Here is a 25,723-nt window from a genome sequence, read left to right as displayed (position 1 = left end):
CGGCGAGGGGGCGAAACGAACCCTAATCACGGGAGACCACCCGGTTGCTGAGAGTGCCGATTCCTTCGATGAAAACGCTGACCTCGTCGCCGACGCCGAGCGGGCCGACCCCTTCCGGGGTCCCGGTGAGGATGACGTCACCGGGGATCAGGGTCATGACCGCGCTCACGTGGGCGATCAGCGCGGGGATGTCGTACATGAGCTTGGAGGTGCGGGAACTCTGCTTGACCTCGCCGTTCACCGACGTGACGATGCCGACGTCACTCGGGTCGAGCTCGGTCTGGATCCACGGGCCGAGGGGACAGAAGGTGTCGAAGCCCTTGGCCCGGGTGAACTGGACGTCCTTCTTCTGCAGGTCCCTCGCCGTGACGTCGTTGGCGCAGGTGTAGCCGAAGATGACCTCGTGCGCCCGTTCGCGGGGCACCTCACGGCAGAGCCTGCCGATCACCACCGCCAGCTCCCCCTCGTAGTCGACCCGCTGGGAGAGGGTCGTCGGATAGGCGATCGCCTCCCCCGAGCCGATCACCGAGGTCGACGGCTTGAGGAAGACGAGCGGCTCGTCGGGGACCTCGTTGCCCATCTCCTTGGCGTGGTCGGCGTAGTTTCTGCCGATCGCGACGACCTTGCTGGGCAGCATGGGCGCGACCAGCCTGACCTGGGAGAGCGAGTATCGCTCGCCGGTGAACTGGATCGGCCCGAACGGGTGACCCGAGATCCCGGAGATGAACTCCTCCCCTGGGCCGCCGTCGACCACCCCGAACCCGACACCGTCTCCTGTGGAGAACCTCGCTATACGCACACGACAAGGCTAGTCGGGCTCCGGATCCCGCCGGACCGTACCGGGGCCGCCCCATCTCACCGCCCGGGGGCCGACGCCATATGTACCTGTAGATCCGATTTCCCGGATATTGCTATTTTTGCTCCAAAAAACACTATGCCCTGATTTATGCCTATATGGGGGGTATGACCGCCACAGAAGCATCGGGGGGCCAGAAGGGTCTTCCCTCGGGGGAAGGAACGGACGTGACTGAAGCCAGCACGGTGAACAGGCCCAAGGGCGACGAGGCCACGGTGCCCCGGGCACGCACCGACAGTCCCGGATCCCAGAGTGGCCTGGTCACACCGAAGGGGACCACCACCATCGACAGCGGGGTCGTCGCGAAGATCGCGGGCCTCGCGGCCAGGGAGATCCCTGGCGTGCACAACATGGGAGCGGGCCCGGCACGCGCTCTCGGCGCGGTACGCGACATGGTCGGCGCCGACCGGAGCGCCACCCAGGGCGTATCGGTCGAGGTGGGCGAGCGGCAGGCCGCCGCCGACCTGGAAGTGGTCGTCGAGTACGGGATCGCGATCCCCGACCTGGCCGCCGCCGTACGCCGCAACGTGATCACGGCGGTCGAGCGTATGACCGGCCTTGAGGTCACCGAGGTCAACATCAAGGTCTCCGACGTCCGCATGCCCGGCCAGGACAGGGACTCCTCGGAGGAGGCGTCCGAGTCGGAGCCCCGCGTCCGGTGAGAGGCCCGGAAGGCGGTGCGACGGGACCGGGTCGCGAGCCGAAGGACCCGGGCCGCGAGATCATCACGCCCCCGGCACCGGTGGATCCCGGCCGCGGGACGTCCGCGCCCGGGCACGGGAAACCCGGACGAGGAACGACAGAGCCCACGCGCGGGCCGGAGGATCCCGCACACAGACCGGAAGCGCGTGAACCGAAGGCACCCAGAGAGGCACACGGACCGGAGGCGCGAAGGCCGGGCGTCCCGACACCCGCGACGGCCATGCCGGCTCACCGGCCCGAGGATCCGTCCCGCAGGCCGCCTGCCATACCCCGGCAGAAGGCCGCGCCCACACGCAGGCCGGAGGCCCCGGCCCGCGAGACGGCCGGTCAGGGCCGGGAGGTCACGAGCCCGCCGCGCGGGGCGGTCGCCACCCGTGAGCAGGAGGCGCCGGCCCGCGAGACGGCCGGCCTCGCCCACCGGATCGCCGAGGCCGTACTGCGCTGCCCCGACGTCGCGGATATGTCGGGCGGGCCGTTCGGGACCGTGGCGACCTATCTGCCCGGCGAACGGTTCCCAGGTGTCGCGCTGCGCGAGAACGAGGTGGAGGTCTCGATCGTCGTCAGGCTGGGGCGCCCGATTCCGGAGATCGCCGACGCAGTGCGAGCGGCGGTCGCCCCGATGGTGGGCGATCGGCCGGTAAACGTCCATATCGGAGGTTTGAGATGAGCAGTTTCCCAGTGTGGTCCGTAGTCGGCACGATCGTCGGTGTCCTTCTGGGCTTCGCCGCGGCCTTCGGCGGCCTCGGCGCGTTCCTGCTGGTGCTCGTACTGGGCGCCGTCGGACTCCTCATCGGTCGCTTCGTGGAGACCGGAGAGGTCGACCTCTCCCGGCTGGCGGCGAGACGGCGATGAACACCCCCGTCGAGCACCGGCCCGCGTCCTCGGGAACGACCGCGCCGCCCGCAGGGCGAGAGGATCCCGTTCCCGGCGAAACCGGGCGGTCCGGGCTGCCCGCCGTGCCCGCCCAGCCGTCATGGCGGGGCGTACCGGCCGAGCGACGCGGCAGGACCGAGATATCCGACCAGGTGGTGTCGCGCATCGCGGCCCACGCGGCCGGAGAGGTGCCACGGGTACGGGAGGTCGGCGAGTGGAAGCCGCTGTTCTTTCGCGGCGGCACCCACGCCACCCTCGACGCCGAACTCGCGACGCTCCAGATCGACGTGACGATCGAGTATCCGGCCCCGATCCGTGAGGTGGCCGAGGAGGTCAGACGTCACGTCGCCGAACGGGTCATGACCCTCACCGGCAAGGACGTCGGCTACATCGACGTCAACGTCACCGGCGTGGCTCCCGCCCGCGGCGACCGCGAGACCTCGCGGGCCCCGGACGCCGTACCGGCCGGAGAGAACCCGCGGGAACGCTCGCCGGAGAACCTGGAGACCCCGGAGAACCCGCAGGAGCCACCGCTGGAACGCTCGGCGGCGAACCCGGCGAACCCGGCGCGCGGCACCGGGCAGGCCGTCGCCGGCCCTTCGGGAGGGGCCGCGACGCCCGCCGACGATCCCGACGACGACCTCACCTCGGACACCGATGACATCGTCCCGCTACGTGAGGAGCGATGATGGCCAGGCAGGTACCCGACCCGGCGGAGCCGGTCCCAGGCGCGGAACCGACCGGCGAGCCGCCCCCGCCCCATGCGCGCCCGGCCGTACCGCCGGAGTACGACACCGGCACACCACGGGCGTACGGCGACGCGGAACCCACCACATCACCGACATACGGCACCACCGAACCCACCACGCCGGCGTACGGCACCACCATGCCGGCCGCGCCGATGTACGGCGCGACGGAACCTGCGCCTCCGACGTACGGCACGGTGCCGAAGAACTCCTCCGCGGACCGCGCGGCGATCAGGGCCTTCCGCCCGCGCCGGGCGCTTCCCTCGGTCATCACGGCCGTCCTGATGACCGTGATCGGCCTCCTCCTCGCGCTGGAGGTCGTCTCCGCGCTGCTGGGCCGCCCACTCCGCCTGGTGCCGTACGACCGGATCCTGGCCTGGGCGACGTCGACACCGTGGAGCGACCCGCGAATGATGGCGGGCGCGGGCCTGGTCGGCCTGCTCGGCCTGCTGCTGGTGCTGCTCGCGATCATCCCCGGGAGGCCCACGCTGATCCCGGTGAGGACCGGGGACAAGGATCTGGCCATCGGCATGCGGCGCCGGGGCTTCGCCCGGTCGCTGGCTCACGCGGCCGAACAGGTGCAGGGGGTCGAGCATGCCCGGGTACGGCTGCACGGGAAGGCCGTGCACGTCGCGGCCGACAGCGGCATGCGGGACACCCGCGGGCTGGCCGACGCCGTACGGGAGGCCGTGAACATGCGGATCACCGCGCTCTCCCCCGTCTGGAAGTATCCCGTCCACGTGCATCTGCGAGAGAAGTGAGCCTCATGGACGACAAGACCGCCCGGGGTAACCGGTTGGGACTGCTGATCGTGGGACTGGCGCTGATGGTCCTCAGCGCCCTCACGATCGCACGGGGCGCGGGAGCGTTTCCGCGGACGGTGGCCCCCGCGGACAGCCCGCTCGTGGACAGCCTGGTACGCCAGCCGTTCGCCACCTACGACCCGTGGATGTGGTGGCTGATCGCGGCGGCGGGCATCGTGCTCGCACTGTTCGGCCTGCGCTGGCTGCTCGTACAGGGACGCCGCGGGAAGCTGGGCGGCATGCGGCTGGACGGCGGTCCCGGCGGGGTGACCGAGGTCGACACGGGCAGCGTGACCGACGCGGCGGCCGCCGAGGCGGGCACGCACCCCGCGATCATCAACGCCACCGCCGCCATGGTCGGTACGAGCGAGCACCCGGCCGTACGAATGCGGATGACGGTCGCCGAGGACGCGCCGATGAGCGCGGTCCGCGAGCAGCTGGGCGGGGTGGTCATCCCGCACATGCGCCAGGCCCTGGAGACCGAGCACATACCCACCGTCGCCCGGGTGAGCCTGGAGAACGCGCCGCGCCGCTCAAGGACCGTCGTCTGACCCACGTGACGGAGCGCCGATCATAGAGTGATCGGCGAAACCAACGCTTCGAGGAGACGATGTGCCTTCGGTCGTGAAGATAAACGTGCTGACGGTGCCCGAGGAGATGCGCGAGCAGCTGGAACGCCGCTTCTCCGGGCGGGCGGGGATCGTCGAGTCCGCGGACGGATTCGAGTGGTTCGAGCTGCTTCGCCCCGTGGACGGCGGCGACCGGTACCTGGTCTACACCCGCTGGCGCTCCGAGGAGGATTTCAAACGCTGGACCGAGAGCCAGGCCTTCCAGCGGGGCCACGCCCAGGCCGCCGCCGAGGCGGGCGAGGGAGCGGGGCAGGGCGACGCCCCCGGCACGGCCCAGGGACACGGGCACGGCCAGGGCGCGGGTCCGGCCCAGGGACACGGCCACGGGCAGGGGCCGGCCGCCACCGGGGCCGAGCTGTGGTCCTTCGAGGTCGTCCAGAGCACCGGTCCCGCATCGGGAGCCTGACGAGGGCGAGGAGGACTCCCGGCGGGGAGTCCTCAGCGGTCCCCTCGGGCGGTTCGGGGCGCCCTTGACCGGCCCGAGTCCGGAGCACCTCAGCGGTTCAGGCGAAGAAGCCCTCCGGCCGCCCTTGAACCGGGAGTTCTTCAGCGGCTCGGACGGGGGTACTCAGGGGACCGGCGGGGAGTCCTCAGTGGTCAAGGGGGTTGGCGGCGATGCGCTCGGCGACCCCCGCGCGGACGAACCGCCCGGCCAGGCTGTCCGGCTTGCGCGCGGCCTGGTCGACGAAGCATGCGGTGAACTCCGGGCCGATGCCCAGCCGGGGGTGGCGTTCCAGCACCTCGGCGCGGAGCTCCGCGGGGAAGTTCTCCACTCCCCGCCCGGAGATGTCGAGCCCGGTGGACAGTTCGAGAAGATGTCCCTCGGGGTCCTGCTCGGGGTCGACCTTGTCCCACATGTGGCGTACGACGATCTCCGACGCGCGTACGCGGCGTTCCACGGGCCACCCTGCCCCGGCGGCGAAGACCCACGCGACGTGGCCCCCCGCCTCCTCGAACGGCACGGTGTGGCTGTCGAACTCCCTCACGAGGCCGATGTCGTGCATCATCGAGGCGACGTACAGCAGTTCGTCGTCGAAGGCGATGCCGTTCATCGCGCCGTAGGCCGCCGCCCACAGGTAGGCGCGGACGGAGTGGTTGAGCAGGGCGGGCGAACAGTAGGCGGTCGCCACCTCCAGCGCGCCACGTGCGGCAGGTGTGCCGGGGATGACGATGTCGGCGAGTCTCATGCCCCGAGCCTGCCGAAACGCGAGGACCCGCGCGAGTGGTCGCAGGGCCATCGACCGATGGAATCACGCCACGGTACGAGCGTGGGTTCACCGCCCGTACCGTGAGGGTGAAGAGCGGCGCGGGCGACACCGGACGCGGCGCAGCGACACGAGCGGCACCGACCGCACCGACCGGCCAACGCTGTGACCTCTGTGAATCGCGTGACGGCTGTGAGGAAACTGGGAGACCCGCATCTAGTTGCTAACGATGTTCCGGAAGCGACCACCCCAGCTTGACCGGTTTGGTGGGATTCGGAAGCATGATCCACCTCCCCCGTTCGGCCCGGAAGGAACTGGCGTGCGCCGCCGCACACAAGCACTCGCTCTCTCCCTCATCCTCCTGATGACCTGCGGCGTCACAGCCGGTACCGCGGAGGCGAGGGAGGCGAAACGCACCACCGAGTGCCAGGGCGACTGGCTCCCCGCCACCCCGACGGGGGCGGACATCATGAACGGCGAGCTCGCCTTTCTCGCCCTGGACCCGGTGAAGATCGGCAAGGACGTCAACTGGCGTACCGACCCCTACCGCAACCGCTCGTGGAGCATGGTCTTCCACTCGCTGCGCTGGATGGGCCGTCTCGTCGCCGACTACGAGACGAACGGCAACGAGGCCTACCTGGCGCGGGCCGTCGAGATCGCGAAGGACTGGGTGGCGGACAACCCCCGCGGCGGCGCGAAGACCAGCCCGTACGCCTGGCAGGAGCACCCGATCGCGCTGCGCGCCCCCGCCCTGGTCTGCCTCAGCAAGCACGTCGGCGGGTCGTGGCTCTCCGGCAGCCTGGCCGAACACGCGAAGATGCTCTCCGACCCCAAGCTGTACGAGAAGGGCCACAACCACGGGATCGACCAGGACATCGCGCTGCTCGGCATCGGCTGCCGCTACGGCCGCGACCAGTGGTCCAGCCTCGCGATCAGGCGGCTCACCGAGACCGTGAAGCTCGACGTCGACTCCCAGGGCGCGCTGCGCGAGCAGGCCCCGCGCTACGCGCTCTACGTCTACGACCGCCTGAAGGTCGCGATGGACGACATCAGGGCCTGCAAGCGGAAGGTGCCCGCCGACATCTCCAGGCGCTGGAAGTCGCTGGAGGACTTCATCTCCCACTCCACCCAGCCCGACGGGTTCATGGTCCCGATCGGTGACGGCGGCGCGGACGTGCGACCGGTCGGCTACAGCCATCCGAAGCAGGCCGTACGGGTGTTCCGGGGCGGCTACGTCTACGGGCGCACCGCCTGGGACAAGCCCGAGTCGGCGTTCTACTCCATCCGCTTCGGGCCCGGCATGAAGTATCACGGCCACGAGGACCACCTGGGCGTGACCTACTACGCCCAGGGCCGTAACGTCCTGGTCGACGCCGGCTTCGACTCCTACGAGAACAGCGGCTACCGCCACTGGACGATGTCCCCCGAGGCCCACAACACCTCGATGGTGGCCGGGGCGAGATTCCGCGGCAAGACCGCCACCGCGCTGAGCAGGTCCTCGATCGGCTCCGACCGGCAGAGTTACCGGCTCACCGACAGGGCCTACGGCGTGCCCAGGACCCGCTCGGTGCTCGTCAACCACCGCGAGGACGTGATGGCCGTGCTGGACACGGTTCCCAAGGGCTCGAAGGTCCGCAACCTCTGGCACTTCTCCCACGAACTGTCCACCGTCTCCAGCAGCGGCGGCCAGGTCGTGGTGAAGGACAAGACGGGCTGGAAGGCGACGCTCGTCCAGGTCTCGATGCCGTCCTGCAAGCCGGTCTCGGGACTGAAGGTGGTCCAGGGGCAGAAGAACCCCTACCAGGGCTGGGTCTCCTCCTCCTACCTGCTGAAGCACCCCGCCCCCGCGGTCGTCTCGCCCGCCTCGGGCGACGCCGTGCTGACCGTGGTGGTGCCCGGCACCGGCAGTCCGTCGCTCTCCTGCTCGGGCGGCAAGGTCAGCCTGGAGACCTCTGAGGGCCAGGTGAGCTTCCGCGTGCGCGGCGCCGACCTCTCCTGACGGTCTCCCCCGCCCGAGAAGAGTCCTCTCCGGCGGCCTTCCCGCCGAGCCTGACGGCTCTCCTCGCCGGAGACGACACGGGCGGGTGCCTCCCGGCACCCACCCGTTCACCGTGGAGAGGTCTCCCGGCGGCCCTTTCCCGACAGCGCCCGCCGCCCCCGAGGGCTGTGGCGGGGCGGCTGTCAGACGGCGTGGCCCGCGCGCAGGAGCCCGAAGGTCACCGCCTGCTCAAGCGCCTGCCAGGAGGCCTCGATGATGTTCTCGTCGACGCCGACCGTGGACCACTCCCCGGCCGCGTCGCTGGAGGTGACCAGCACGCGCGTGACGGCGTCGGTGCCGTGCGTACCCTCCAGGATCCGCACCTTGAAGTCGATCAGCTCGACCCCCGCCAGCTCGGGGTAGAGCCGCTCCAGGCCCAGCCGCACGGCCCGGTCGAGGGCGTTGACCGGGCCGTTGCCCTCGCCGGTGGCGATGATCCGCTCCCCCTTGGCGTGCAGCTTCACGGTGGCCTCGCTCACGACCTCGCCGCCTCGCGCCCGCTCGACGATCACCCTCCAGGACTCGACCTGGAAGTGGCGCCTGCTCTCGCCCGCGACGGTGTCGCGCAACAGGAGCTCGAAGGAGGCGTCGGCGGCCTCGAAGGTGTAGCCCTTCGACTCCATCTCCTTGACCCGGTTCACCAGCTCCCGTGAGGTGTCGGAGGACAGCTCGTAACCCAGCTCGCGCCCCTTGAGCTCGACCGAGGCGCGCCCGGCCATGTCGGAGACGAGCATGCGCATGTCGTTGCCGACCTCGGCGGGGTCGATGTGCTGGTAGAGGTTGGGATCGACCTTGATCGCGCTGGCGTGCAGCCCGGCCTTGTGCGCGAAGGCGGAGACGCCCACGTAGGGAGCGTGGGAGTTGGGGGTGACGTTGGTGACCTCGGTGATCGCGTGGGCGATCCTGGTCATGTCGGCCAGCGCCTCCTTCGGCACGAGGTCGAATCCCCGCTTGAGCTGCAGGTTCGCCACCACGGTGAAGAGGTTGGCGTTGCCCGACCGCTCGCCGTAGCCGTTGGCGCAGCCCTGCACGTGGGTGGCGCCCGCCTTGACCGCGGCCAGCGAGTTGGCGACCGCGCAGCCGGTGTCGTCGTGGCAGTGGATGCCGATCCTCGCCGACGTCCCGACGGCCGCGTGCACCACCTCGGCCAGCTCGTCGGGGAGCATGCCCCCGTTGGTGTCGCACAGCGCGATGACCGAGGCTCCCGCCTCGGCGGCGGTGCGCAGGACCTCCAGCGCGTAGTCGGGGTTGGACTTGTAACCGTCGAAGAAGTGTTCCGCGTCGAGGAAGACTCTCTGGCCCTCCGCACGAAGGTGGGAGACCGTGTCGCGGATCATCGCGAGGTTCTCCTGAAGGGTCGTGCGGAGGGCCAGCTCCACGTGCCGGTCGTGACTCTTGGCGACAAGGGTTACGACCGGCGCGCCGGATTCGCGCAGCGCGGCCACCAATGGGTCGTCGGCTGCCTTCACACCTGCCCGGCGGGTCGCGCCGAACGCGGCGAGCTGCGCGTGCTTCAGGTCGAGCTCTGTTTGAGCACGCCTGAAGAATTCCGTGTCCTTGGGGTTGGCTCCCGGCCAGCCTCCCTCGATGAAGCCGACGCCCAGACCGTCCAGGTGACGCGCGATGGCCAGTTTGTCGGCCACCGTGAGGTTGAGCCCCTCCTGCTGGGCACCGTCACGGAGAGTCGTGTCGTACACGTGGAAACGATCGTCGGCCATGTCAATCTCCTTCGCGGTTCGATGATTCGCCGCGCGCTCGTTCGGCTTCTGGAAACAAAAATGACCCCTCACGGACGTGAGAGGTCTGCGCGCCGGCGGTGTCCCTTTTCAGCCGGCGCGCCTGCCGATAATGAGCAGACCGTAGAACATGATGCTTCGGAGTCTGCCACACGCCGACACCATCTGACACATTGATCTCAGGATCCGAGATCCGCGGCGCGCCCGAACGGCCCGGGACACGACCTGGAATCACCCCCGTCGCCGTCCGGCACGGGCGAGAATGGGCCCATGAAGGCGACTTACCTCGACCCCACCGTGGGGCAGTATCTGCTCGCGCACACCAGCCAGCCCGACGACGTCCTCGACGCCCTCGCCGTCGAGACCCGCGAGCTGACCGGCGACAACGCGTCCATGCAGATCTCCCCCGACCAGGGGCGTTTCCTTACCATGATCGCCCAGCTCTGCGGCGCCAGGAACGCGGTGGAGGTGGGCACCTTCACCGGTTACTCCTCCATCTGCCTCGCCAGAGGGCTCGCCCCCGGCGGCGGGCTCACCTGCTTCGACGTGAGCGAGGAGTGGACGGCGATCGCCCGGAGTCACTGGGAGAAGGCCCAGGTCGCCGACCGCATCGAGCTGAGGATCGGGCCCGCGGCCGAGCGGCTGCGCGAGCTTCCCGAACACCCGGCCGTCGACCTGGCGTTCATCGACGCCGACAAGGTCAACTATCCCGTCTACTACGAGATCCTCATGTCGCGCCTGGCCCCCGGCGGGGTGATCCTCGTCGACAACACCCTGTGGAGCGGGCACGTCGCCGACCCCACCAGGGACGACGAGACCGTGCGGCACATCCGCGAGTTCAACGACATGGTGAGCGCCGACGAGCGGGTCACCTCGATCATGCTTCCCATCGCCGACGGCCTCACCATGATTCGAAAGCACTGACGAAAACTTTTCCGAACCGTGGGCGGAGGAAAACTCTTCCGATTACCGTAAGCGATGTGACAAACACGTTGCGCCCACCCGTGTGGAGGGAAGGATGAGCTCATGGCCAAGACCCTGGAACGCCGCGAGGCGAAGCTCGTGTCCACCAACCATCAGGAGCTCGAAGCGCACTACCAGAGGACCTGCGACCAGTGGCCCGACCGTAAGGTCGAGATCATCAACGGCCGGATCGTGGTGAGGGAGTTGCCCACACTCAACCACGCCAAGAGCATCCTGCAGTTGTTGATCCAGCTCATCCCGTTCGCCACGGAACAGGGCTGGCACCCCGTATACGACGTCAAGCTCTTCCTGGGCGTCCAGAAAGATCGTTATCGGCCCGATCTCCTTGTCGTGCCGAAGTCTCCCCGCATGTGGGACGAGGAGAACGTCTATGCGGAGGAGACCCTGCTCGTCGTGGAGGTGGTCTCCCCCAGCAGTCGGAGCGACGACCACGTCACCAAACCGGAAAACTGCGCGATCGCCGGAGTTCCGCTCTATCTCGTGATCGACGCCACCCAGAATCTCGCCCGGCTCCTCAGCCATCCCGGGGAGAGGGGTTACCAGCGGCAACACCAGGTGACCCTTGGAGAGCCCCTTGAGCTCCCCGCTCCCTGGAACCTCACGATCGACACCGGCAAGCTGACCGAAGGGTAGGCCCACTCGGCGGGAGGCCCGGCCGGGGTGGGAGGCCGGAGCCCCCGCCGAGCGGGGATCCCCGGACGCCTCGACCGGGCCTGCCCTGCGGGGGATCGGCCCCGTACTCCGCACGCGACCTCGATCAACCTGAAGCGATCACCGTCGCACCGGATCGGACACGGCCGCTGACCGGCGACGACGCGGCGCGTGCGGAAAACGGGGGCAACGGATCGGGTGGACCAGCCGTGCGCTCCGTCGCCTTCGACGTCGGCGGAAGGTGCTCAGCAGATCTTGTGGACCCAGCTGTGCGGGTCGGGACGGGTCCCGTACTGGATCCCCACGAGCTCCTCGCGGATCTTCGAGGTGACGGGCCCCTGGGTGCCGTCGCCGATCGTCCAGGCGCGGTCGGCGCCCTTGACCGAGCCGACCGGGGTGACGACCGCGGCGGTGCCGCAGGCGAAGACCTCGGTGAGCTCGCCCGTCTCGCAGCCCTGCTGCCACTCCTCGACCGACAGGCGCCCCTCCTCGGCCTGGAGGCCGAGGTCGGAGGCGAGGGAGAGGATCGAGTCACGGGTGATGCCGGGCAGGAGGGTGCCGGTGAGCGCCGGGGTGAGCAGGCGGTCTCCGTAGACGAAGAACAGGTTCATCCCGCCCATCTCCTCGACGTAGCGGTGCTCGCCCGCATCCAGCCAGACCACCTGGTCACAGCCCTGCTCGACGGCCTGGCGCTGGGCGACGAAGGCCGCCGCGTAGTTGCCGCCGCACTTGGCGAAGCCGGTGCCGCCGGGGGCCGCGCGGGTGTACTCGGTGGAGAGCCAGACCGTCACGGCCTGCCCGCCTCCGAAGTAGGCCGCCGCCGGAGAGGCGATGACCATGTACTTGTAGCTCCTGGACGGGTAGTTGACACCGAGCGCCGGCTGCGTGGCGATCATGAAGGGGCGCAGATAGAGGCTGTGCCCCGGCGTGGTCGGGACCCACTCGCGGTCGGTCTGGACGAGCAGCTCCAGCGACTCGACGAACGTCTCCTCGGGCAGTTCGGGCATGGCCATCCGCAGCGCGGAGCTGTTGAAGCGGGCGGCGTTCGCCTCCGGCCGGAAGGTCACGATCGCGCCGTTCTCCTGGCGGTAGGCCTTGAGCCCTTCGAAAAGCTCCTGCGCGTAGTGGAAGACCGACGTCGCGGGGTCGAGGCTGAGCGGGCCGTACGGCATGAGCCTGGCGTCGTGCCAGCCCTCCCCCTCGGTGTAGTCGATCGAGATCATGTGGTCGGTGAAGACCTGACCGAACCCGGGGCTCGCCATTACCTGCTCGCGCTCTGCCGCGGTGCGAGCGTGGTCGGAGAGCTGCACGTCGAAGCTGAGCTTCTGAGCGGTGGTCATCGCACGGATCCTTCTCTTGAGGTCTGGCTTACCCTTGGGTCCATTCTGCGTCGGACCGGGTAACGGGAAACTACTCCATCCATGCCGAAAACCGGCAGTGCTGGAGAAACAAAAACGCGCCTGGCGGCTCAGGTGAGCCGCCAGGCGCGTCGGGGTCGAGGGAGGCGGCTTCCTCAGCCGGCTACTCGGGCGGTGATGTCGTCGCCGATCTCGCGGGTGGTCCGGCCGGCCCGGCCGGCCGTCCGCTCGACCAGGTCGTCGGCGACGGCCTGCTCGACCCTGGTGGCCTCGGCGGTCATGCCGAGGTGGTCGAGGAGCATGGCGACCGACAGGATCGTGGCGGTCGGGTCGGCCTTGCCCTGGCCCGCGATGTCGGGGGCGCTGCCGTGAACCGGCTCGAACATGCTCGGCGCGGTGCGGTCGGGGTTGACGTTGCCGCTCGCCGCCAGGCCGATGCCGCCGGCGATCGCCGCGCCGATGTCGGTGAGGATGTCACCGAAGAGGTTGTCGGTGACGATCACGTCGAAGCGCTCCGGCTGGCTGACGAAGAACATCGAGGCCGCGTCGACGTGGCAGTAGTCGGTCTGGACCTCGGGATATTCCAGGCCGACGCGGTCGAAGGTGCGGGCCCAGAGGTCGCCGGCGTAGGTGAGCACGTTGGTCTTGTGGACCAGCGTCAGCTTTTTGCGGGGGCGGCCGAGCGCCTTGTCGAAGGCGTAACGCACGACGCGCTCGACGCCGTAGGCGGTGTTCAGCGACTCCTGGGTGGCGATCTCGTGCGGCGTGCCCCTGCGCATGACGCCACCCGCTCCGGCGTACGGACCCTCGGTGCCCTCGCGGATGACGATCATGTCGATGTCCTCGGGGCGGGATCCGCCCAGCGGCGTCTCGACGCCGGGGAAGAGCTTGACCGGGCGCAGGTTCACGTAGTGGTCGAGCTGGAAGCGGAGCTTGAGCAGCAGGTCGCGCTCCAGGATGCCCGGGGGCACGCTGGGGTCGCCGACCGCGCCGAGCAGGATCGCGTCGTATCCGCGCAGTTCGTCGAGGACCGGGTCCGGCAGGGTCTCGCCGGTTTCGTGGTAGCGCTTGGCGCCGAGGTCGTAGGTGGTGGTCTCCACCTTAGTGCCGACCGCTTCGAGGACCTTCAGCCCTTCGGCGACGACCTCGACTCCGATTCCGTCCCCGGGGATGACCGCCAGGCGAATGTTACGCGAATCCATGCAGGCACCTTACCGGTCCGTCTCGGCGATTGAACACCGGTCTCATTCTGCGGACGTGTTCGCACGACAGACCCTCTGATCGTTTTGTCCTTTTTTGCTGTGTATTGACCGTTTCGAGAGGTTTCGTTATGGTCCTCCCATTCACATCACTGCCTAATCCGTACGGGCCATCCCCTTACCGGGCCCGCACGGAGCCGGGGAACCACTCTTTACGGGATCTACCGCACCCCGGGAACACCGCTCCTCCCCCGGAGCGCGTTCCCGGTCGTCATCAGGCGGATCCCTTGGGGCGAATCAGCGCGTTCTCGCGCCGTAGGGCGGCCTCCACGCCCGAGCCCGACAGCTCACCCGGCCGGCCTTATGGAAGGAATCATCCTGTCCGGCACAGTTCTCCCCCGTGTCCTGTCCATCTCCGCCTCCCTGATCCTCGCCGGCGCCGCGGTGTGCGCGACCTCGACCGCCGCCCTGGCCGCCTCCCCGCCCCCCGCCCCCGGGCCCGCGGCGCTCAAAACCCCCACACTGAAGGAAACGCTGAAGGCGATGGACGTCAGGCCCGCCTGGCAGAAGGCCGTGCAGTGGGCCATGTCCAAGCGCGGAACGCCCTACGTCTGGGGCGGCACCGGCAACGGCGGCTTCGACTGCTCCGGCCTGATGCTCCGCGCCTACGGCGCCGCCGGGATCAAACTCCCCCGCGTCACCTACGACCAGTACGCCGCCTTCTCCAAGAAGATCGCCTGGAAGGATCTCAGACCCGGTGACCTGGTCTTCTTCAGCGGTCTCGGCCACGTCGGCATGATCACAAAGCCCGGCTACATGGTTCACGCCCCGCAGAGCGGCGACGTCGTCAAGGAGGAGAAGCTCAGCTCCTGGCGCCGCGCCGCCTTCTCCGGCGCGGTCCGCCCCGACCCGCAGGGGGTCCAGCTCGCCAAGCGGGTCGAGCTCGCGACCGAAGTCGTGCCCGGCGGATGAGACACGCCGGCGGATCGCCGCCGGGAGGCCGTGGAGGCCCCGGTGGCGGCGAGAACGGGTTCAGCGGGTGGGGGCACCACCGTTGTCCCTGCGGTCCAGAGCGGTCTGGAGCGCGTCGGTGGCCTCGTCCTCTGTCTCTTCGGGACGGTTCCAGGGATACATGTCGTACATGGCGAATCTCGTCTCGGTCGCACGCGAGCAAGGAAGGTGGTCAAGTCTCCGGTCGGGACTCCGACCAGGCCTGATGTCGAGGGTCCGGATCACGGACCGGCGACGGGGGCTTGGAGCCGGCAAGCGCCACGACACCGCGGCGAGTCGCCGGCCTGCCCCTGTCAGGCCTCGCCGCGGCAGGTAGGAATTACGAGAACCTGGCGCATTTCATTCCAGGTTACCTGCTCACGAAAACACCGTCTCGCCCGGCGTACACACTTCTCACATGCTGAGACGAGATGTGGCCGCCGCCCCGGTCATCGGGGCGGCGGCCACATCGGTGGACCACGGTCGTGTTTCCCGTACGTCCCCCGATCGGTCCTGGGTGATCGCATGTCGTCCTGGATCGGGAAGGGCCACCGACCCGCGACGACGCGGCACGCGCGGGAAACGGGGCTAGTCGGCCAGGTCGGCCGAGCGGCCGCTGTCGGCGCCGATCTCCGCGCCGATCTGGTCGATCACCTCGGCCGGGATCGCGGTGTCGACGGTGAGGGCGATCAGCGCCTTACCGCCCTTGGCGTCCCGGGCCACCTGCATCGAGGCGATGTTGATCGAGTGGTCGCCGAGGATACGGCCGACCACGCCGACGATGCCGGGACGGTCGGTGTAGGTGAAGAACGACAGGTGGTCGGTGGGCTCGATCTCCATCTGGTAGCCGTTGACCTCGACGATCTTCGTGATCTGCCTCGGCCCGGACAGGGTGCCGGAGACCGAGACCGTGCGGCCGTCGGCGAGGACGCCGCGGACCGTCACGACGTTGCGCCAGTCGGGGCTCTCGGAGCTGGTGACCAGCTCGACCGACACCCCCCGGTCCTTGGCCAGCAGCGGGGCGTTGACGTAGGTGACCGAGTCCTCGACCACGTCGGTGAAGACGCCCTTGAGCGCGGCCAGCTCCAGCACGCGGACGTCGTGGGAGGCGATCTCACCGCGCACCTCGACGTCGAGCTTGGTGGCGACCTCGCCCGCGAGGGCGGTGAACACCCGGCCGAGCTTCTCGGCGAGCGGCAGGCCCGGCTTGACGTCCTCGGCGACGGCACCGCCCTGGACGTTGACCGCGTCCGGCACGAACTCCCCGGCGAGGGCGAGCTTCACGCTGCGCGCGACCTGGGTGCCCGCCTTCTCCTGGGCCTCGTGGGTGGAGGCGCCCAGGTGCGGGGTGACGACGACCTGGTCGAGCTCGAAGAGCGGGCTGTCGGTGACCGGCTCCTTGGGGAACACGTCGATGCCGGCGCCGGCGACGCGGCCCTCCTTGATCGCGGAGTAGAGGGCGTTCTCGTCGATGATGCCGCCCCGGGCGACGTTGATGAGGCGCACGTTCGGCTTGACCGCGTGGAGCTCCCTGTCGCCGATGAGACCGATGGTCTCCTTGGACTTGGGCAGGTGCACCGTGATGAAGTCGGCCTCGCTCAGGGCCTCCTCGAGCGAGACCAGCCGGACGCCCATCTGCGCGGCGCGGGCCGGCTGCAGGTAGGGGTCGTAGGCGATCAGTTCGACGCCGAACGGCTGGAGGCGCTGCGCGACCAGCTGGCCGATCTTGCCGAGGCCGAGGATCGCGACGACCTTCTCGTCGAGCTCCACCCCGGTGTACTTCGAGCGCTTCCACTCGCCGCCCTTGAGCGCGGAGTGCGCCTGGGCGACGTTGCGGGCGGAGGCGAGGATGAGGGCGACGGTGTGCTCGGCGGCGCTGGTGATGTTGGAGGTCGGCGCGTTGACGACCATGACACCGGCCTTGGTGGCGGCCTCCACATCGACGTTGTCCAGGCCGACGCCCGCGCGGGCGACGACGCGGAGCCTGGGAGCGTTGGCGATCGCCTCGGCGTCGACCTGCGTGGCGCTGCGCACGATGAGCGCGTCCACGTCGGCGAGGGCGGGCAGGAACTGGGCGCGGTCGGCGCCGTCGGTGTGGCGGACTTCGAAGTCCGCGCCCAGAACCGCGAGACCAGCCTCGGAAAGTTCCTCAGCGACCAGTACGACGGGCTTGTTCACAGGCTGGATCCTTACTAGACGGTGAGGGGTGCACGGACCTCACGTAGTCTATCGGCGCTTGTGAACGCGTTCACGAGTGTCCCGCGATCCGAGACGCTTCGCGCCGTCGGTGAGCCCCTCGGAGAGGCTCCGGAGACTCGTGGGACGTGAGGGGACCTCGCGGCCCACGAGGCGATTACCCCTCCTTGACAGATCTCATGCACCAAAATTCAAGTTGGTCTTGATCCCAAGAAAACTTCGCTATTACCCTGATAAGCCGTGGTCCACTACCTATCGTTCCTCATATGAGCATCGGGAACCCCGCTCTCGGCAACGTGCTCGCGCAGCACGGCGACCCGCACCGGCTGCTTGCGGCGCTGGCCGAATGGGGACTCCTGGTTGCCGTGCGACCCGACCGATCCGTCGTGCTCGGCACGACCCAGGCCGGTGATCGTGTCCTGCTCGGATACACCTCGGCGGACACCTACGCGCGGCACCGCGGCAGCCACTCGCTGTCGGCGTGCGACGCCGACACCATCCTCGACATCCAGCGCGTCACCGGCGTGCGGGAGATCGTGATCGACGCGGCGGGTCCGGCGGCCGCGGCCGTGCCGATCGAGGACCTCCAGCGCTACCTGCTCTCGACGCGCAGCGGCCCCACGCCCGCGCTGTCGAGCGCGGCGCCGACGGCGTACGCGACCGGGGCGATGGCCACGGTCTCGCGTCCCGCGCCCGCGCGCCCGCAGAGAACACCGGTGCCGGCAGCGCCCTCCCAGCCGTGGATCCCGGCGCCTCGCCCGCACCTGTCGGGCCCGATGCAGATGGTGGACCCGGGATACCGCCGATGCGACCACCCGATCCTGCCCGCGCTGCGTGCCGCGATCTCACACCTGCTCGTCGACTATCCGCTCGTCCACCACGTGTGGATCTCCGAGGCCAGTACCTCCTCGGGCGCCCCGGGGATCATGCTGCATGTGAAGGTCCACATGTCGGCGGCCGAGGACGTGGTCAGGGACATCCATCGCGGGGTGCGCGCCAGGTTGCCACAGCTCGCCGCGAGCGAGGCGCCGATCCTGATGGCGAGGGTCGCCGACGCGCGCAGCGAGCAGCGGATGGTCGAGCTGGGCGCCCACGTGGTCTGCGCCGACGTCACCGACTGACCGGTCACCACGGTGCGTCCCACCGTGATGACGCACCGGAAAGGCGGTCCCGGAGAACGGCCGCGGACAAGGTGGCGCGAGAAGGCGCCTCCTCCTCCGTCACGAAACGTCACGGCCGCTAACCCGGTTTTCCGCATGTGCCGCATCGTTGCGGGTCAGAAGCCGTATCCGATCCGACAGGGCCGGGGCATCTCCGGTTCGGACGGCGGCACGGGGGCTAGCCGGTCCTGCGGGTCAGCGTCACCTTCGGCCGGGTGAACGCCCCCGCCACCAGGGCGGCCAGCACCGGCAGGCCGACCACCACGGCAGCGAGGAGGAGCCAGGGCATCTCGACCGTCGGCGACATCGGTGAGAAGGACGAGAGTTCGCCGGACCGGATGAGGACGGTCCCGGATACCCCGACCGTGAGGGGCCAGGTCGCGGCGATCCCCGTCACGCAACCGGCCACCGTGCCGATCAGGACACCGAGCCCGGCGATGAACCCGGCCTGCCCGGCGACGACCAGCCGGTGCGTGCCCGGCGGCGCCCCGACCGCGGCCATCGTCGCGAGATCGGGACGCATGTCGGCCGCGGCGAGCCCGGTGGCGACGAAAGTGCCGCCGAGCACCAGGACGAGCGCCGCCCCCAGGAGCAGCACCAGCCGGGAGGTGTTGTCGTCCTGGAATCCGCTCGTGACATCGACGCGGATTTCTGCCTTGGGAAGCGCCGTCATGAGATCCCACTCCAGCGTCGCCGCCTGCTTGGCGGTGAGCCTGTGCGAAGCCGGCTCGATGTACAGGACGCGCGGTTCGGCTCTCAGCCCGGCGTTCTCCGCGACGGAGAGCGGCAGCACCACCACACCGTACCCGAGGTCGGCAGGACGGGCCAGGACGGCGGGAACCGCGATCTCGACGGGCTCGGCTTCCCCTCTCCTCCCTTCCAGGATCAGAGTGATCTTTCCGTTCCGTACCATCCCGGGGTCGAACACCACGGCCTTGCCCGAGGCGAACGCGGCCCCGGCCGCCGGGTCCCGCCGTCCCTGCACGAGGGTGAGCAGCCGCTCGCCCCCGATCGGAAAACCCGCGACGGAGTACTGCGGCCCGTACTCGTCGGCTCGCTGGATCGCCATCTCGACGCTTTCCCCTTCGGCGTTCCTGAGCTTGGCGGCCTCGATGAGTGGCACACCGGGCAACCTCCGCTCGACGACGGTCTTCAGCGCGCTCCAGCGGTCGGCGTCGAGTCCCTCGCTGTCGATCCTCGTGGTTCCCGCTGGAGCGATCGCCTGGAAGGCGTCCCGGCGCTGGGCGAAGGAGCTGGTGGTCGCGATGCCGGCCACGACAACCGTGGCCGTGGCGGTCATGACCGCCGCGACCGCGGACGCGGTGCGAACGCGGTGGCGGGCGGCGTCGCGGGCGGCCAGGCGTAAGGGCAGCGAAAGCCGCGCGACCAGGCTCGCGGCCCCCTTGACCAGCCTCGGCGCCAGCGCGACCAGTCCCAGCTGCGTCAGGACCGCGGCGACGAGAACCCAGATCACGTCGTACCTGACGGCGAAGACGGTAGCCGCGATCCCCGCGGCGACCAGGACCAGGCCGAGCAGCGGGCGGCCCACCCGGTCACGCACCGCGCTCCGGCGCCCGCCGATCACCGCCGCCGCGTCCTGCCTGGCCGCCTGCACCGCGGGGATCAGGGCCGCGATGAGCCCGCTGCCCGCCCCGAGCAGAGCGACGGCCACGACCGGAATCCAGGGGATCTCCAACGGGCCGACCACTCCGACCAGCCTGCCGGCCCCCAGCGCGGCCGAGAGCGCGACCAGGCCCAGGCCCAGGATCAGTCCCGCGAGCGCGGCCCCGCCGCCGAGGACGACGCCGTCGGCCAGGACGATGAGACGCAGGTGGCCCGGAGCACCGCCCTGCGCGGTGATCAGTGCGAGTTCCCTGCGACGGCGGCGCAGGCCGACCGCGAAGGCGGGGCCGGCGAGCAGCACCACCTCCAGCACGATCATGACCGCGGCCAGCCCGATCGCCACGGTCCTGTCCACCTCATAGGAGTCAGGGATGAAGAGCCAGACGCGGTCGGGCGGATCCTCGATGACGGCGCGGGACCCGGCCAGCAGCCCGGCCGCGTTCAGCCGCTGGACGGCGGCCCAGGTGACCGGCTCCGGCGTGTCGGCCAGCCAGCCGGTGCCGTGAAGGCCATGGTCGGCGAAGAGCAGGGTGCCGGGGAGTCCGACGATCTCCGCTGTGCGGGTCCGGTGCGGGTGCTCGACGACGCCGACGACCCTCATCGCCTTCCTGTCCCGCGTGACCTGCAGCGGGGTATCGAGGCGGGCTCCCCTCTCCAGGATCTCCGGAGTCACCGCGATCTCCTGGGCGGAAGCCGGGAACCGGCCCCGGAGCAGGTGGTACATGCCCGCCGTCATGGGGTCTCGCAGGTCCGTCTCCAGCGCGGAGACGTGATCGCGGCCATCACTGCTCAGGTAGTCGACGCTGCCCTCGTTCAGCGGGAGGAGCCGGGTGCCGGGTTCCAGGAGCTTCGCCACCTCCCCCTGTGTCCAGGGCCGCGTCGCGGCGAAAGGGGGCTGGCCGGAAGCCACCCATATCCGACCTTCGACGTCCTGTTCCACCTTTTCCCGGGCTCCGCTCACCGTGATCCGGGCGTCGGCGGCGCCCAGGTTCGCCGTGAGGCCCTCGCGGGGGTTGATGTTCGAGGTCTCGAGAAAGGCCAGGAGGCCCGTGATGACGAGGACCGGCAGGCCGATCATGATCATGATCAGGGCGCTGCGCCCCCTGGCGCGCCGGATGTCCCTGCGGGAGATGCGCAGCGCGGCGAGCAGGGCGCTCATGCGACCGCCCCACCCGGTGACCGGAGGGCCGCTTCGCCGTCCGGTGGCCGGAGATCCGCGCACGCGCCCCACGCGTCCGTTCGCTCGCTCATCGGGCGCTCTCCAGGGGGGTGGCGGTGGAGTCGGCGATCTCGCCGTCGCGCAGGAAGACCACCCGGTCGGCCCAGGCGGCGTAGCGGGGTTCGTGGGTGACGAGCAGCGCGGCGGCTCCCGCGTCGCAGCGGGTGCGCAGGAGCTGGAGGATGTCGTCGCCGGTCGGGGTGTCGAGCGCGCCGGTGGGCTCGTCGGCCAGGATCAGCCGCCGCTCCCCCAGCAGCGCGCGGGCGATGGCGACCCGCTGGCGCTGGCCACCGGAGATCTCTTCGGGGAAGCGGTCGGCGATCTCGCCCAGACCGACCTCGGTGAGCACCTCCATCGCCTCGCGGCGGGCGTTTTTGAAGGCGATCCCGTCCAGCTCGCGCGGGAGGGTCACGTTCTCCAGCGCGGTGAGCGACGGGATCAGGTTGAGGTCCTGGAAGACGTAACCCACATGCCTGCGCCGGAGGCCGGCCAGTTCCCCGGCCCGCAGGCTCGCCAGCGGCGTGCCCTCCACGACCACGGAGCCCGAGGTGGGCAGGTCGAGGCCCCCGGCGAGGTTGAGCAGGGTGGACTTACCTGACCCCGAGGGGCCCATCACCGCGACGAGCTCTCCGGCGCCGACGTCGAGGCTCACCCCGCGCAGCGCCGTCACGCTCTGCGGCCCGTCGCCGTGCGTGCGGGTCACGTCCGCGAGCCGGACGACCGGTTCGAAGGTCATCCGGATACCCCCTGCGCGCGGGTCCCTGGCCGTGGTCGTGGTCCCGGTAGTCGTGGTCCTGGTCCTGGTCCTGGTAAGGGCGTCAACTGTCCGTCTCCTGTGTCTGGGGATAACGCTTCGGGAGGTCACCCGCGCGGGGATCCCGCGTCCGGGACTTCCACGTCCGGGACCTCTGCGTTCGGGTGTTCCGTGTCCGGGTTTTCCGTGGCCGTGGCTGCGGGCCTTCGCGGCCGGGGGGAGGCCGTGAGCACGGCCTCGCAGTGGTCGAGCCAGCGTTGCTCGGCCTCGGCCTGGAAGATCATCGAGTCGAGTACCAGCCGCTGTGCGGGGTTCTCGACGCTCGCGCGCCTGGCCTGGACGAACGCCTGCAACGTGCGCATGGTCGCGGTGCGCTGGGCCTGGATGATCGGCCGCACGTCCGTGGTGGCGGTGACCGCCAGGGCGAGCTTGATGACCAGCTCGTCCCGAGGCCGGTCCGACTGGGCGACGGGGGTGCTGAACCATCGCCCCATCTCGGCCAGACCGGCCTCGGTGATCGAGTAGACGACCCGGCCCTGCTCGTCCTGCTCGCCGGGGCTCACCAGGCCGTCGCGTTCCAGGCGGGAGAGCGTTGTGTAGACCTGGCCGATGTTGAGCGGCCAGGTCGCCCCCGTGGACGCCTCGAACTCGGCACGCAACTGGTAGCCGTAACGAGGCCCCTGACTCAGCAGGGCGAGAAGCCCCTGTCGGATCGCCATGAATACCGAGTATGCATACGCAGTATTCACGGCGCAAGAGATCTGCATATTCTGGACAGGCTCCGCCCTCGGGGCCGATACTCGGAGGATGAGCTCGACGCATCCCCCGGCCCGTGCCTCCGACGGGGACCGTGATCGCGCGATCAACGAGCTGCGCGACCGTGCCGTCGAGGGGCATCTGTCGCACGACACCTTCCTCGGCCGCGTCGACATGGCTCTGCGCGCACGCAATCAGGGCGAGCTCGACAATCTGGTCGCCGATCTGCCGCAACGCGGCCGGTTTCGCCGCATGGTCACCGAGGCCGTCGCCTCGGCCTCCGACTTCACCAAGCGGGTGGAGTCGGCCTGGCGGCGCCCGCGGCTGCCCCGGCTCGCGCTGCCCGGCGACGGCAGGACCCGCTACGTGGTGGGCCGGGGGTCGTCCTGCGATCTGGTCCTCGCCGACCTGACCGTCTCCCGGGTGCACGCCGAGCTCCGCCGCGACGAGGAGGGCTGGGTCCTCGTCGACCTCGGCTCACTGAACGGCACCCGCCTGAACGACTGGCGCCTGGTCGGTCCGGCCAAGGTCCGGCCGGGCGACGTCGTCTCCTTCGGCGACTGCGGCTTCCTGATGATCACGCCCTAGATGCAGGGGGATCCTCTCACCCCTCCTGAACCCTGGCCGCTCCGGTTTCCTGGGCCTCCTTGATCTTCACCGCCGTCAGGGTGTAGCGCATGGTCAGCAGGATGCTGAGCCCCATCAGGATCGCGGGCAGCAGCGTCGAGCCGTACAGTGCCGCCGTGGTCGCCGACTCGGGCTGGGCGACCGGCGTGGAGGGGTCGGACTCGACGAATCCGGTCGCACCCAGCAACCAGCCGAGCACGAGCGCGCCGAACGCGAAGACCACGGTCTCGGCGGCCGTCCAGAGCCCGGTGAACACCCCGGCCCTGCGCTTGCCGGTGACCAGGGCATCGTGGACGATCACGTCGGAGAGCATCGAGAACTGCAGTAGCTGCAACCCGGCGTAGCCGACGCCGACGAGGAACACGCACGCGTGCGCGTACGCCCAGCCGAGCGGGCCGGCGAAGGCCATCCCGACGGCGCCCACCATGAACAGCGCCGACGCCAGGATCATCGCGCCGCGCTTGTCGTAACGCTTGGACAGCCGGACCCAGAGCGGCATGGTGATCAGCAACGGACCGACGATGCCCAGGAAGAGCGTGGTGGTCGCCGCCGGGTCGCCCAGCGTGTAGGTGGCGAAGTACGGCGCTCCGGCGAGCATGGCTCCGGCGGCGAACATCTGGGCGCAGCTCAGACCGAGCAGCACCATGAACGTCGTGTTCGAGCGGGCGGCGGCGAACTGGGCGGCGATCGACGGCTCCGTCTCGGCCCGCGCGACCATCGGGGCCCGGGCCGTGCCGAAGAAGGCGCCGAGCATCGACAGCAGCAGCACGGCACCGATGACCAGCCCCATGGTCCGGTAGCCGGCGGCCTCGGTGCCCGCGATCACCGGCGCGACCGCCCCGGAGAGCAGGATCCCCAGGCCGACGAAGACCATCTTCCACTGCAGCAGCGAGGAACGCTCGTGGTAGTCGTCGGTCATCTCCGCGGGCATCGCCTTGTAGGGAACCTCGTAGAAGGCGTAAGCCGTCGCGGTGAGGAAGTAGAAGAAGGCGACGTACAGGGCGGCGGAGAGGCCGGTGAGCGGGGGGCCCGCGAAGGTGAGGGCGAACGTCACCGGCAGGGTGACCGCGCCCATGAGCAGCCAGGGACGGCGGGCGCCGAAGCGGGAGACCGTCCGGTCGGAGCGCTGACCCACCCAGGGGTTGATGAACATGTCCCAGAGCTTGGGCAGGAAGACCACGATGCCGGCGATCCACGCGGGAACCGCGAGCACGTTCGTCATGTAGAACAGCAGCAGCAATCCGGGGACCGTGGAGAAGGTCGCGGTGCAGATCGAGCCGACACCGTAGCCGACGCGCACGCCGCGCGACACGGTGACGACGGCCGGTGAGGGCGCCGGGGAGACCATGCCACATTCAATCGCAGCGAGTGGACGTCCGGTAGGCCCCGAAACCTCGTGATCGCCGGAAGATGAGAATATTTCGGCTCCTGCCGGTCCGGGAGAGCCCGGCGACGGAGCCGCCGTCCGGCCCGGGTGACCCCCGCGGGACCGCCTCCCTTCATGCGGCATATATCCAGCTCAGGTGGCCTATAGAGGGAAATTTCGTCTCTCGGGCGCCCCTGACGCCGACCGGAGCACCACCGGCCCCCGACGCCTATGCGATCACTCTGGTTTACCTGGGACTCACAGTAAATGTCCGGAATTTGCTGACAAGACGGATCTGTCACCGACAGAATGCGGGGGCCATCCAGCGTCTAACCAACCGGAGGAACCGACATGCGCAGACCGCTAGGGGCGGCACTGCTCTGCCTCGGGAGTCTGGCGGCCATCAGCACGCCGATCGCCACGGCTCACGCCGCGTCCGCTCCGCAGGCCGAGTGCCGTGTGTACGCCGCCAAGCCGTACGTCACCGCGGCGGGACGGATCCAGGCCTCCGCCGCGCGGCTCGGCTGCGACGACACCGCCCTGGTCCGCATCCGCGTCAAGCGCGCCGTTCCCGGGGCCGACCCGATCGTGAAGAGCGCGTCCCGGAAGGGCACCAACGGACGGGTGACGGTGAGACTGCGCTGCGCTCCCGGCGTCTACTACGCCGTCGTCACCGACTACCGGGGAAACAGCGGCCGCTCCAAGCCCGTCAGGCTCGGCTGCTCCCCCACCGACACCCCGGCCCCCACCCCCGCGCCGACCACTACCACCACCCCCAGGCCGACCCCGACCCCGTCGGCCAGTGCCACCCCCACCAAGCCCACTCCCACCCCCAGCTCCACTACCAGCTCCGCACCGGGATCCTCCCTGTCCGAGGAAGTGGTGCGCCTGACCAACGTCGAGCGGCAGAAGGGCGGCTGTGGCCCGCTCATCTCCGACCCGCAGCTGCGTTCGGCCGCGCAGGGCCACTCGGACGACATGGCGGCCAAGAACTACTTCAGCCACACCTCGCAGGACGGCCGTGACATGACCGCCCGGATCAAGGCGAGCGGGTTCAGCCCGATGCGCGCCTGGGCCGAGAACATCGCGATGGGCCAGCGCACCCCGGCCGACGTGGTCACCGCCTGGATGAACAGCTCCGGGCACCGGGCCAACATCATGAACTGCGCCTACACCCACCTCGGCGTGGGCGTGGCGAACAGCTCCCGGGGCATCTACTGGACCCAGAACTTCGCCAAACACTAGGAATCAG

Annotated in this window: 24 protein-coding genes and 1 riboswitch; of the genes, 14 read left to right on the top strand and 10 right to left on the bottom strand. The window is 69.8% G+C overall.

From position 1 onward, the window contains the following. Positions 1–22: 22 nt before the first annotated feature. On the bottom strand, positions 23–799 hold the full coding sequence (locus ACFY3D_RS13540) for a fumarylacetoacetate hydrolase family protein (protein WP_389978864.1): 777 nt from the start codon (positions 797–799) through the stop codon (positions 23–25). Positions 800–1,023: 224 nt separating this feature from the next. Here ACFY3D_RS13540 and ACFY3D_RS13535 point away from each other — a divergent pair, with 224 nt between their 5' ends. The 7 genes from ACFY3D_RS13535 (at position 1,024) to ACFY3D_RS13505 (ending at position 5,015) form a co-directional block, all read left to right on the top strand. Then, the gene (locus ACFY3D_RS13535) at positions 1,024–1,518 is read left to right on the top strand and encodes an Asp23/Gls24 family envelope stress response protein (RefSeq protein WP_389978862.1); all 495 of its coding nucleotides are present in this window, start codon (positions 1,024–1,026) and stop codon (positions 1,516–1,518) included. Positions 1,519–1,778: 260 nt separating this feature from the next. After that, the gene (locus tag ACFY3D_RS13530) at positions 1,779–2,225 is read left to right on the top strand and encodes a hypothetical protein (RefSeq protein WP_389978859.1); all 447 of its coding nucleotides are present in this window, start codon (positions 1,779–1,781) and stop codon (positions 2,223–2,225) included. Beyond that, entirely contained in the window at positions 2,222–2,410 is a 189-nt protein-coding gene (locus ACFY3D_RS13525) for a hypothetical protein (protein ID WP_389978857.1), read from the top strand. The genes ACFY3D_RS13530 and ACFY3D_RS13525 overlap by 4 nt, the downstream gene beginning before the upstream one ends. Further along, positions 2,407–3,120, top strand: a complete 714-nt coding sequence (locus tag ACFY3D_RS13520) for an Asp23/Gls24 family envelope stress response protein (protein ID WP_389978854.1) — start codon at positions 2,407–2,409, stop codon at positions 3,118–3,120. Before ACFY3D_RS13525 ends, ACFY3D_RS13520 begins: the two co-directional genes overlap by 4 nt. Beyond that, positions 3,120–3,938 (top strand): DUF6286 domain-containing protein, encoded by an 819-nt coding sequence (locus tag ACFY3D_RS13515; RefSeq protein ID WP_389978850.1) that lies wholly within the window; start codon positions 3,120–3,122, stop codon positions 3,936–3,938. Before ACFY3D_RS13520 ends, ACFY3D_RS13515 begins: the two co-directional genes overlap by 1 nt. 5 nt (positions 3,939–3,943) lie before the next feature. Next, entirely contained in the window at positions 3,944–4,531 is a 588-nt protein-coding gene (locus ACFY3D_RS13510; protein WP_389978845.1) for a hypothetical protein, read from the top strand. 61 nt (positions 4,532–4,592) lie between these two features. After that, the gene (locus ACFY3D_RS13505; protein WP_389978842.1) at positions 4,593–5,015 is read left to right on the top strand and encodes an antibiotic biosynthesis monooxygenase family protein; all 423 of its coding nucleotides are present in this window, start codon (positions 4,593–4,595) and stop codon (positions 5,013–5,015) included. Positions 5,016–5,199: 184 nt separating this feature from the next. Here the strand turns inward: ACFY3D_RS13505 and ACFY3D_RS13500 are convergent, their stop codons facing one another. After that, positions 5,200–5,796 (bottom strand): HD domain-containing protein, encoded by a 597-nt coding sequence (locus ACFY3D_RS13500; RefSeq protein WP_350947638.1) that lies wholly within the window; start codon positions 5,794–5,796, stop codon positions 5,200–5,202. 337 nt (positions 5,797–6,133) lie between these two features. Here ACFY3D_RS13500 and ACFY3D_RS13495 point away from each other — a divergent pair, with 337 nt between their 5' ends. Continuing rightward, positions 6,134–7,813, top strand: a complete 1,680-nt coding sequence (locus tag ACFY3D_RS13495) for a heparinase II/III family protein (RefSeq protein WP_389978839.1) — start codon at positions 6,134–6,136, stop codon at positions 7,811–7,813. Positions 7,814–7,995: 182 nt separating this feature from the next. Here ACFY3D_RS13495 and cimA read toward each other — a convergent pair whose 3' ends face one another. Beyond that, positions 7,996–9,570, bottom strand: coding sequence for a citramalate synthase (cimA, locus tag ACFY3D_RS13490; RefSeq protein WP_362507810.1), 1,575 nt, complete (start codon positions 9,568–9,570; stop codon positions 7,996–7,998). Between the two features lie 288 nt (positions 9,571–9,858). Here cimA and ACFY3D_RS13485 point away from each other — a divergent pair, with 288 nt between their 5' ends. Together ACFY3D_RS13485 and ACFY3D_RS13480 are read left to right on the top strand one after the other, a co-directional pair. Continuing rightward, positions 9,859–10,512 carry an O-methyltransferase gene (locus tag ACFY3D_RS13485; RefSeq protein ID WP_389978835.1) on the top strand — a complete coding sequence of 218 codons (654 nt, stop codon included), beginning with the start codon at positions 9,859–9,861 and terminating at the stop codon, positions 10,510–10,512. Between the two features lie 102 nt (positions 10,513–10,614). Continuing rightward, positions 10,615–11,205 (top strand): Uma2 family endonuclease, encoded by a 591-nt coding sequence (locus ACFY3D_RS13480; RefSeq protein ID WP_389978832.1) that lies wholly within the window; start codon positions 10,615–10,617, stop codon positions 11,203–11,205. Between the two features lie 263 nt (positions 11,206–11,468). Here the strand turns inward: ACFY3D_RS13480 and ACFY3D_RS13475 are convergent, their stop codons facing one another. Continuing rightward, positions 11,469–12,563 carry a branched-chain amino acid aminotransferase gene (locus tag ACFY3D_RS13475; protein ID WP_362507801.1) on the bottom strand — a complete coding sequence of 365 codons (1,095 nt, stop codon included), beginning with the start codon at positions 12,561–12,563 and terminating at the stop codon, positions 11,469–11,471. 173 nt (positions 12,564–12,736) lie between these two features. Beyond that, a complete protein-coding gene (locus ACFY3D_RS13470; protein WP_389978828.1) occupies positions 12,737–13,783 on the bottom strand; it encodes a 3-isopropylmalate dehydrogenase in 1,047 nt (348 codons plus the stop codon). A gap of 155 nt (positions 13,784–13,938) precedes the next feature. Beyond that, positions 13,939–14,156, top strand: a riboswitch (cyclic di-AMP (ydaO/yuaA leader). On the opposite strand from ACFY3D_RS13470, the gene ACFY3D_RS13465 reads away from it, so the two are divergent. Next, complete coding sequence (locus tag ACFY3D_RS13465) at positions 14,144–14,752, top strand: C40 family peptidase (RefSeq protein ID WP_389978825.1); 609 nt, start codon at positions 14,144–14,146, stop codon at positions 14,750–14,752. It overlaps the preceding riboswitch by 13 nt. A gap of 606 nt (positions 14,753–15,358) precedes the next feature. Here the strand turns inward: ACFY3D_RS13465 and serA are convergent. Then, positions 15,359–16,948, bottom strand: a complete 1,590-nt coding sequence (gene serA, locus ACFY3D_RS13460; RefSeq protein WP_350947630.1) for a phosphoglycerate dehydrogenase — start codon at positions 16,946–16,948, stop codon at positions 15,359–15,361. Between the two features lie 284 nt (positions 16,949–17,232). Here serA and ACFY3D_RS13455 point away from each other — a divergent pair, with 284 nt between their 5' ends. Continuing rightward, the gene (locus ACFY3D_RS13455) at positions 17,233–18,087 is read left to right on the top strand and encodes a hypothetical protein (RefSeq protein WP_350947629.1); all 855 of its coding nucleotides are present in this window, start codon (positions 17,233–17,235) and stop codon (positions 18,085–18,087) included. A 217-nt stretch (positions 18,088–18,304) separates the two neighbouring features. Here the strand turns inward: ACFY3D_RS13455 and ACFY3D_RS13450 are convergent, their stop codons facing one another. The 3 genes from ACFY3D_RS13450 to ACFY3D_RS13440 form a co-directional block, all read right to left on the bottom strand. Beyond that, on the bottom strand, positions 18,305–20,908 hold the full coding sequence (locus ACFY3D_RS13450; RefSeq protein ID WP_389978821.1) for an FtsX-like permease family protein: 2,604 nt from the start codon (positions 20,906–20,908) through the stop codon (positions 18,305–18,307). 88 nt (positions 20,909–20,996) lie between these two features. Next, the gene (locus tag ACFY3D_RS13445) at positions 20,997–21,704 is read right to left on the bottom strand and encodes an ABC transporter ATP-binding protein (RefSeq protein ID WP_389978818.1); all 708 of its coding nucleotides are present in this window, start codon (positions 21,702–21,704) and stop codon (positions 20,997–20,999) included. 125 nt (positions 21,705–21,829) lie between these two features. Further along, entirely contained in the window at positions 21,830–22,441 is a 612-nt protein-coding gene (locus tag ACFY3D_RS13440; RefSeq protein ID WP_389978815.1) for a PadR family transcriptional regulator, read from the bottom strand. A gap of 88 nt (positions 22,442–22,529) precedes the next feature. Here ACFY3D_RS13440 and ACFY3D_RS13435 point away from each other — a divergent pair, with 88 nt between their 5' ends. Next, the gene (locus tag ACFY3D_RS13435) at positions 22,530–23,066 is read left to right on the top strand and encodes a DUF1707 and FHA domain-containing protein (protein WP_350947626.1); all 537 of its coding nucleotides are present in this window, start codon (positions 22,530–22,532) and stop codon (positions 23,064–23,066) included. Between the two features lie 16 nt (positions 23,067–23,082). On the opposite strand, the gene ACFY3D_RS13430 is transcribed toward ACFY3D_RS13435, so the two are convergent. Beyond that, a complete protein-coding gene (locus ACFY3D_RS13430; RefSeq protein ID WP_389978812.1) occupies positions 23,083–24,453 on the bottom strand; it encodes an MFS transporter in 1,371 nt (456 codons plus the stop codon). Positions 24,454–24,822: 369 nt separating this feature from the next. Here ACFY3D_RS13430 and ACFY3D_RS13425 point away from each other — a divergent pair, with 369 nt between their 5' ends. Continuing rightward, positions 24,823–25,716, top strand: coding sequence for a CAP domain-containing protein (locus ACFY3D_RS13425; protein ID WP_389978809.1), 894 nt, complete (start codon positions 24,823–24,825; stop codon positions 25,714–25,716). Positions 25,717–25,723: the final 7 nt, after the last annotated feature.

This window comes from Streptosporangium sp. NPDC000509 (genome assembly GCF_042898365.1).
Classification (GTDB): domain Bacteria; phylum Actinomycetota; class Actinomycetes; order Streptosporangiales; family Streptosporangiaceae; genus Streptosporangium.
Note: the sequence above shows the minus strand (reverse complement) of the source record. Positions and strands in the feature narration are given on the sequence as shown.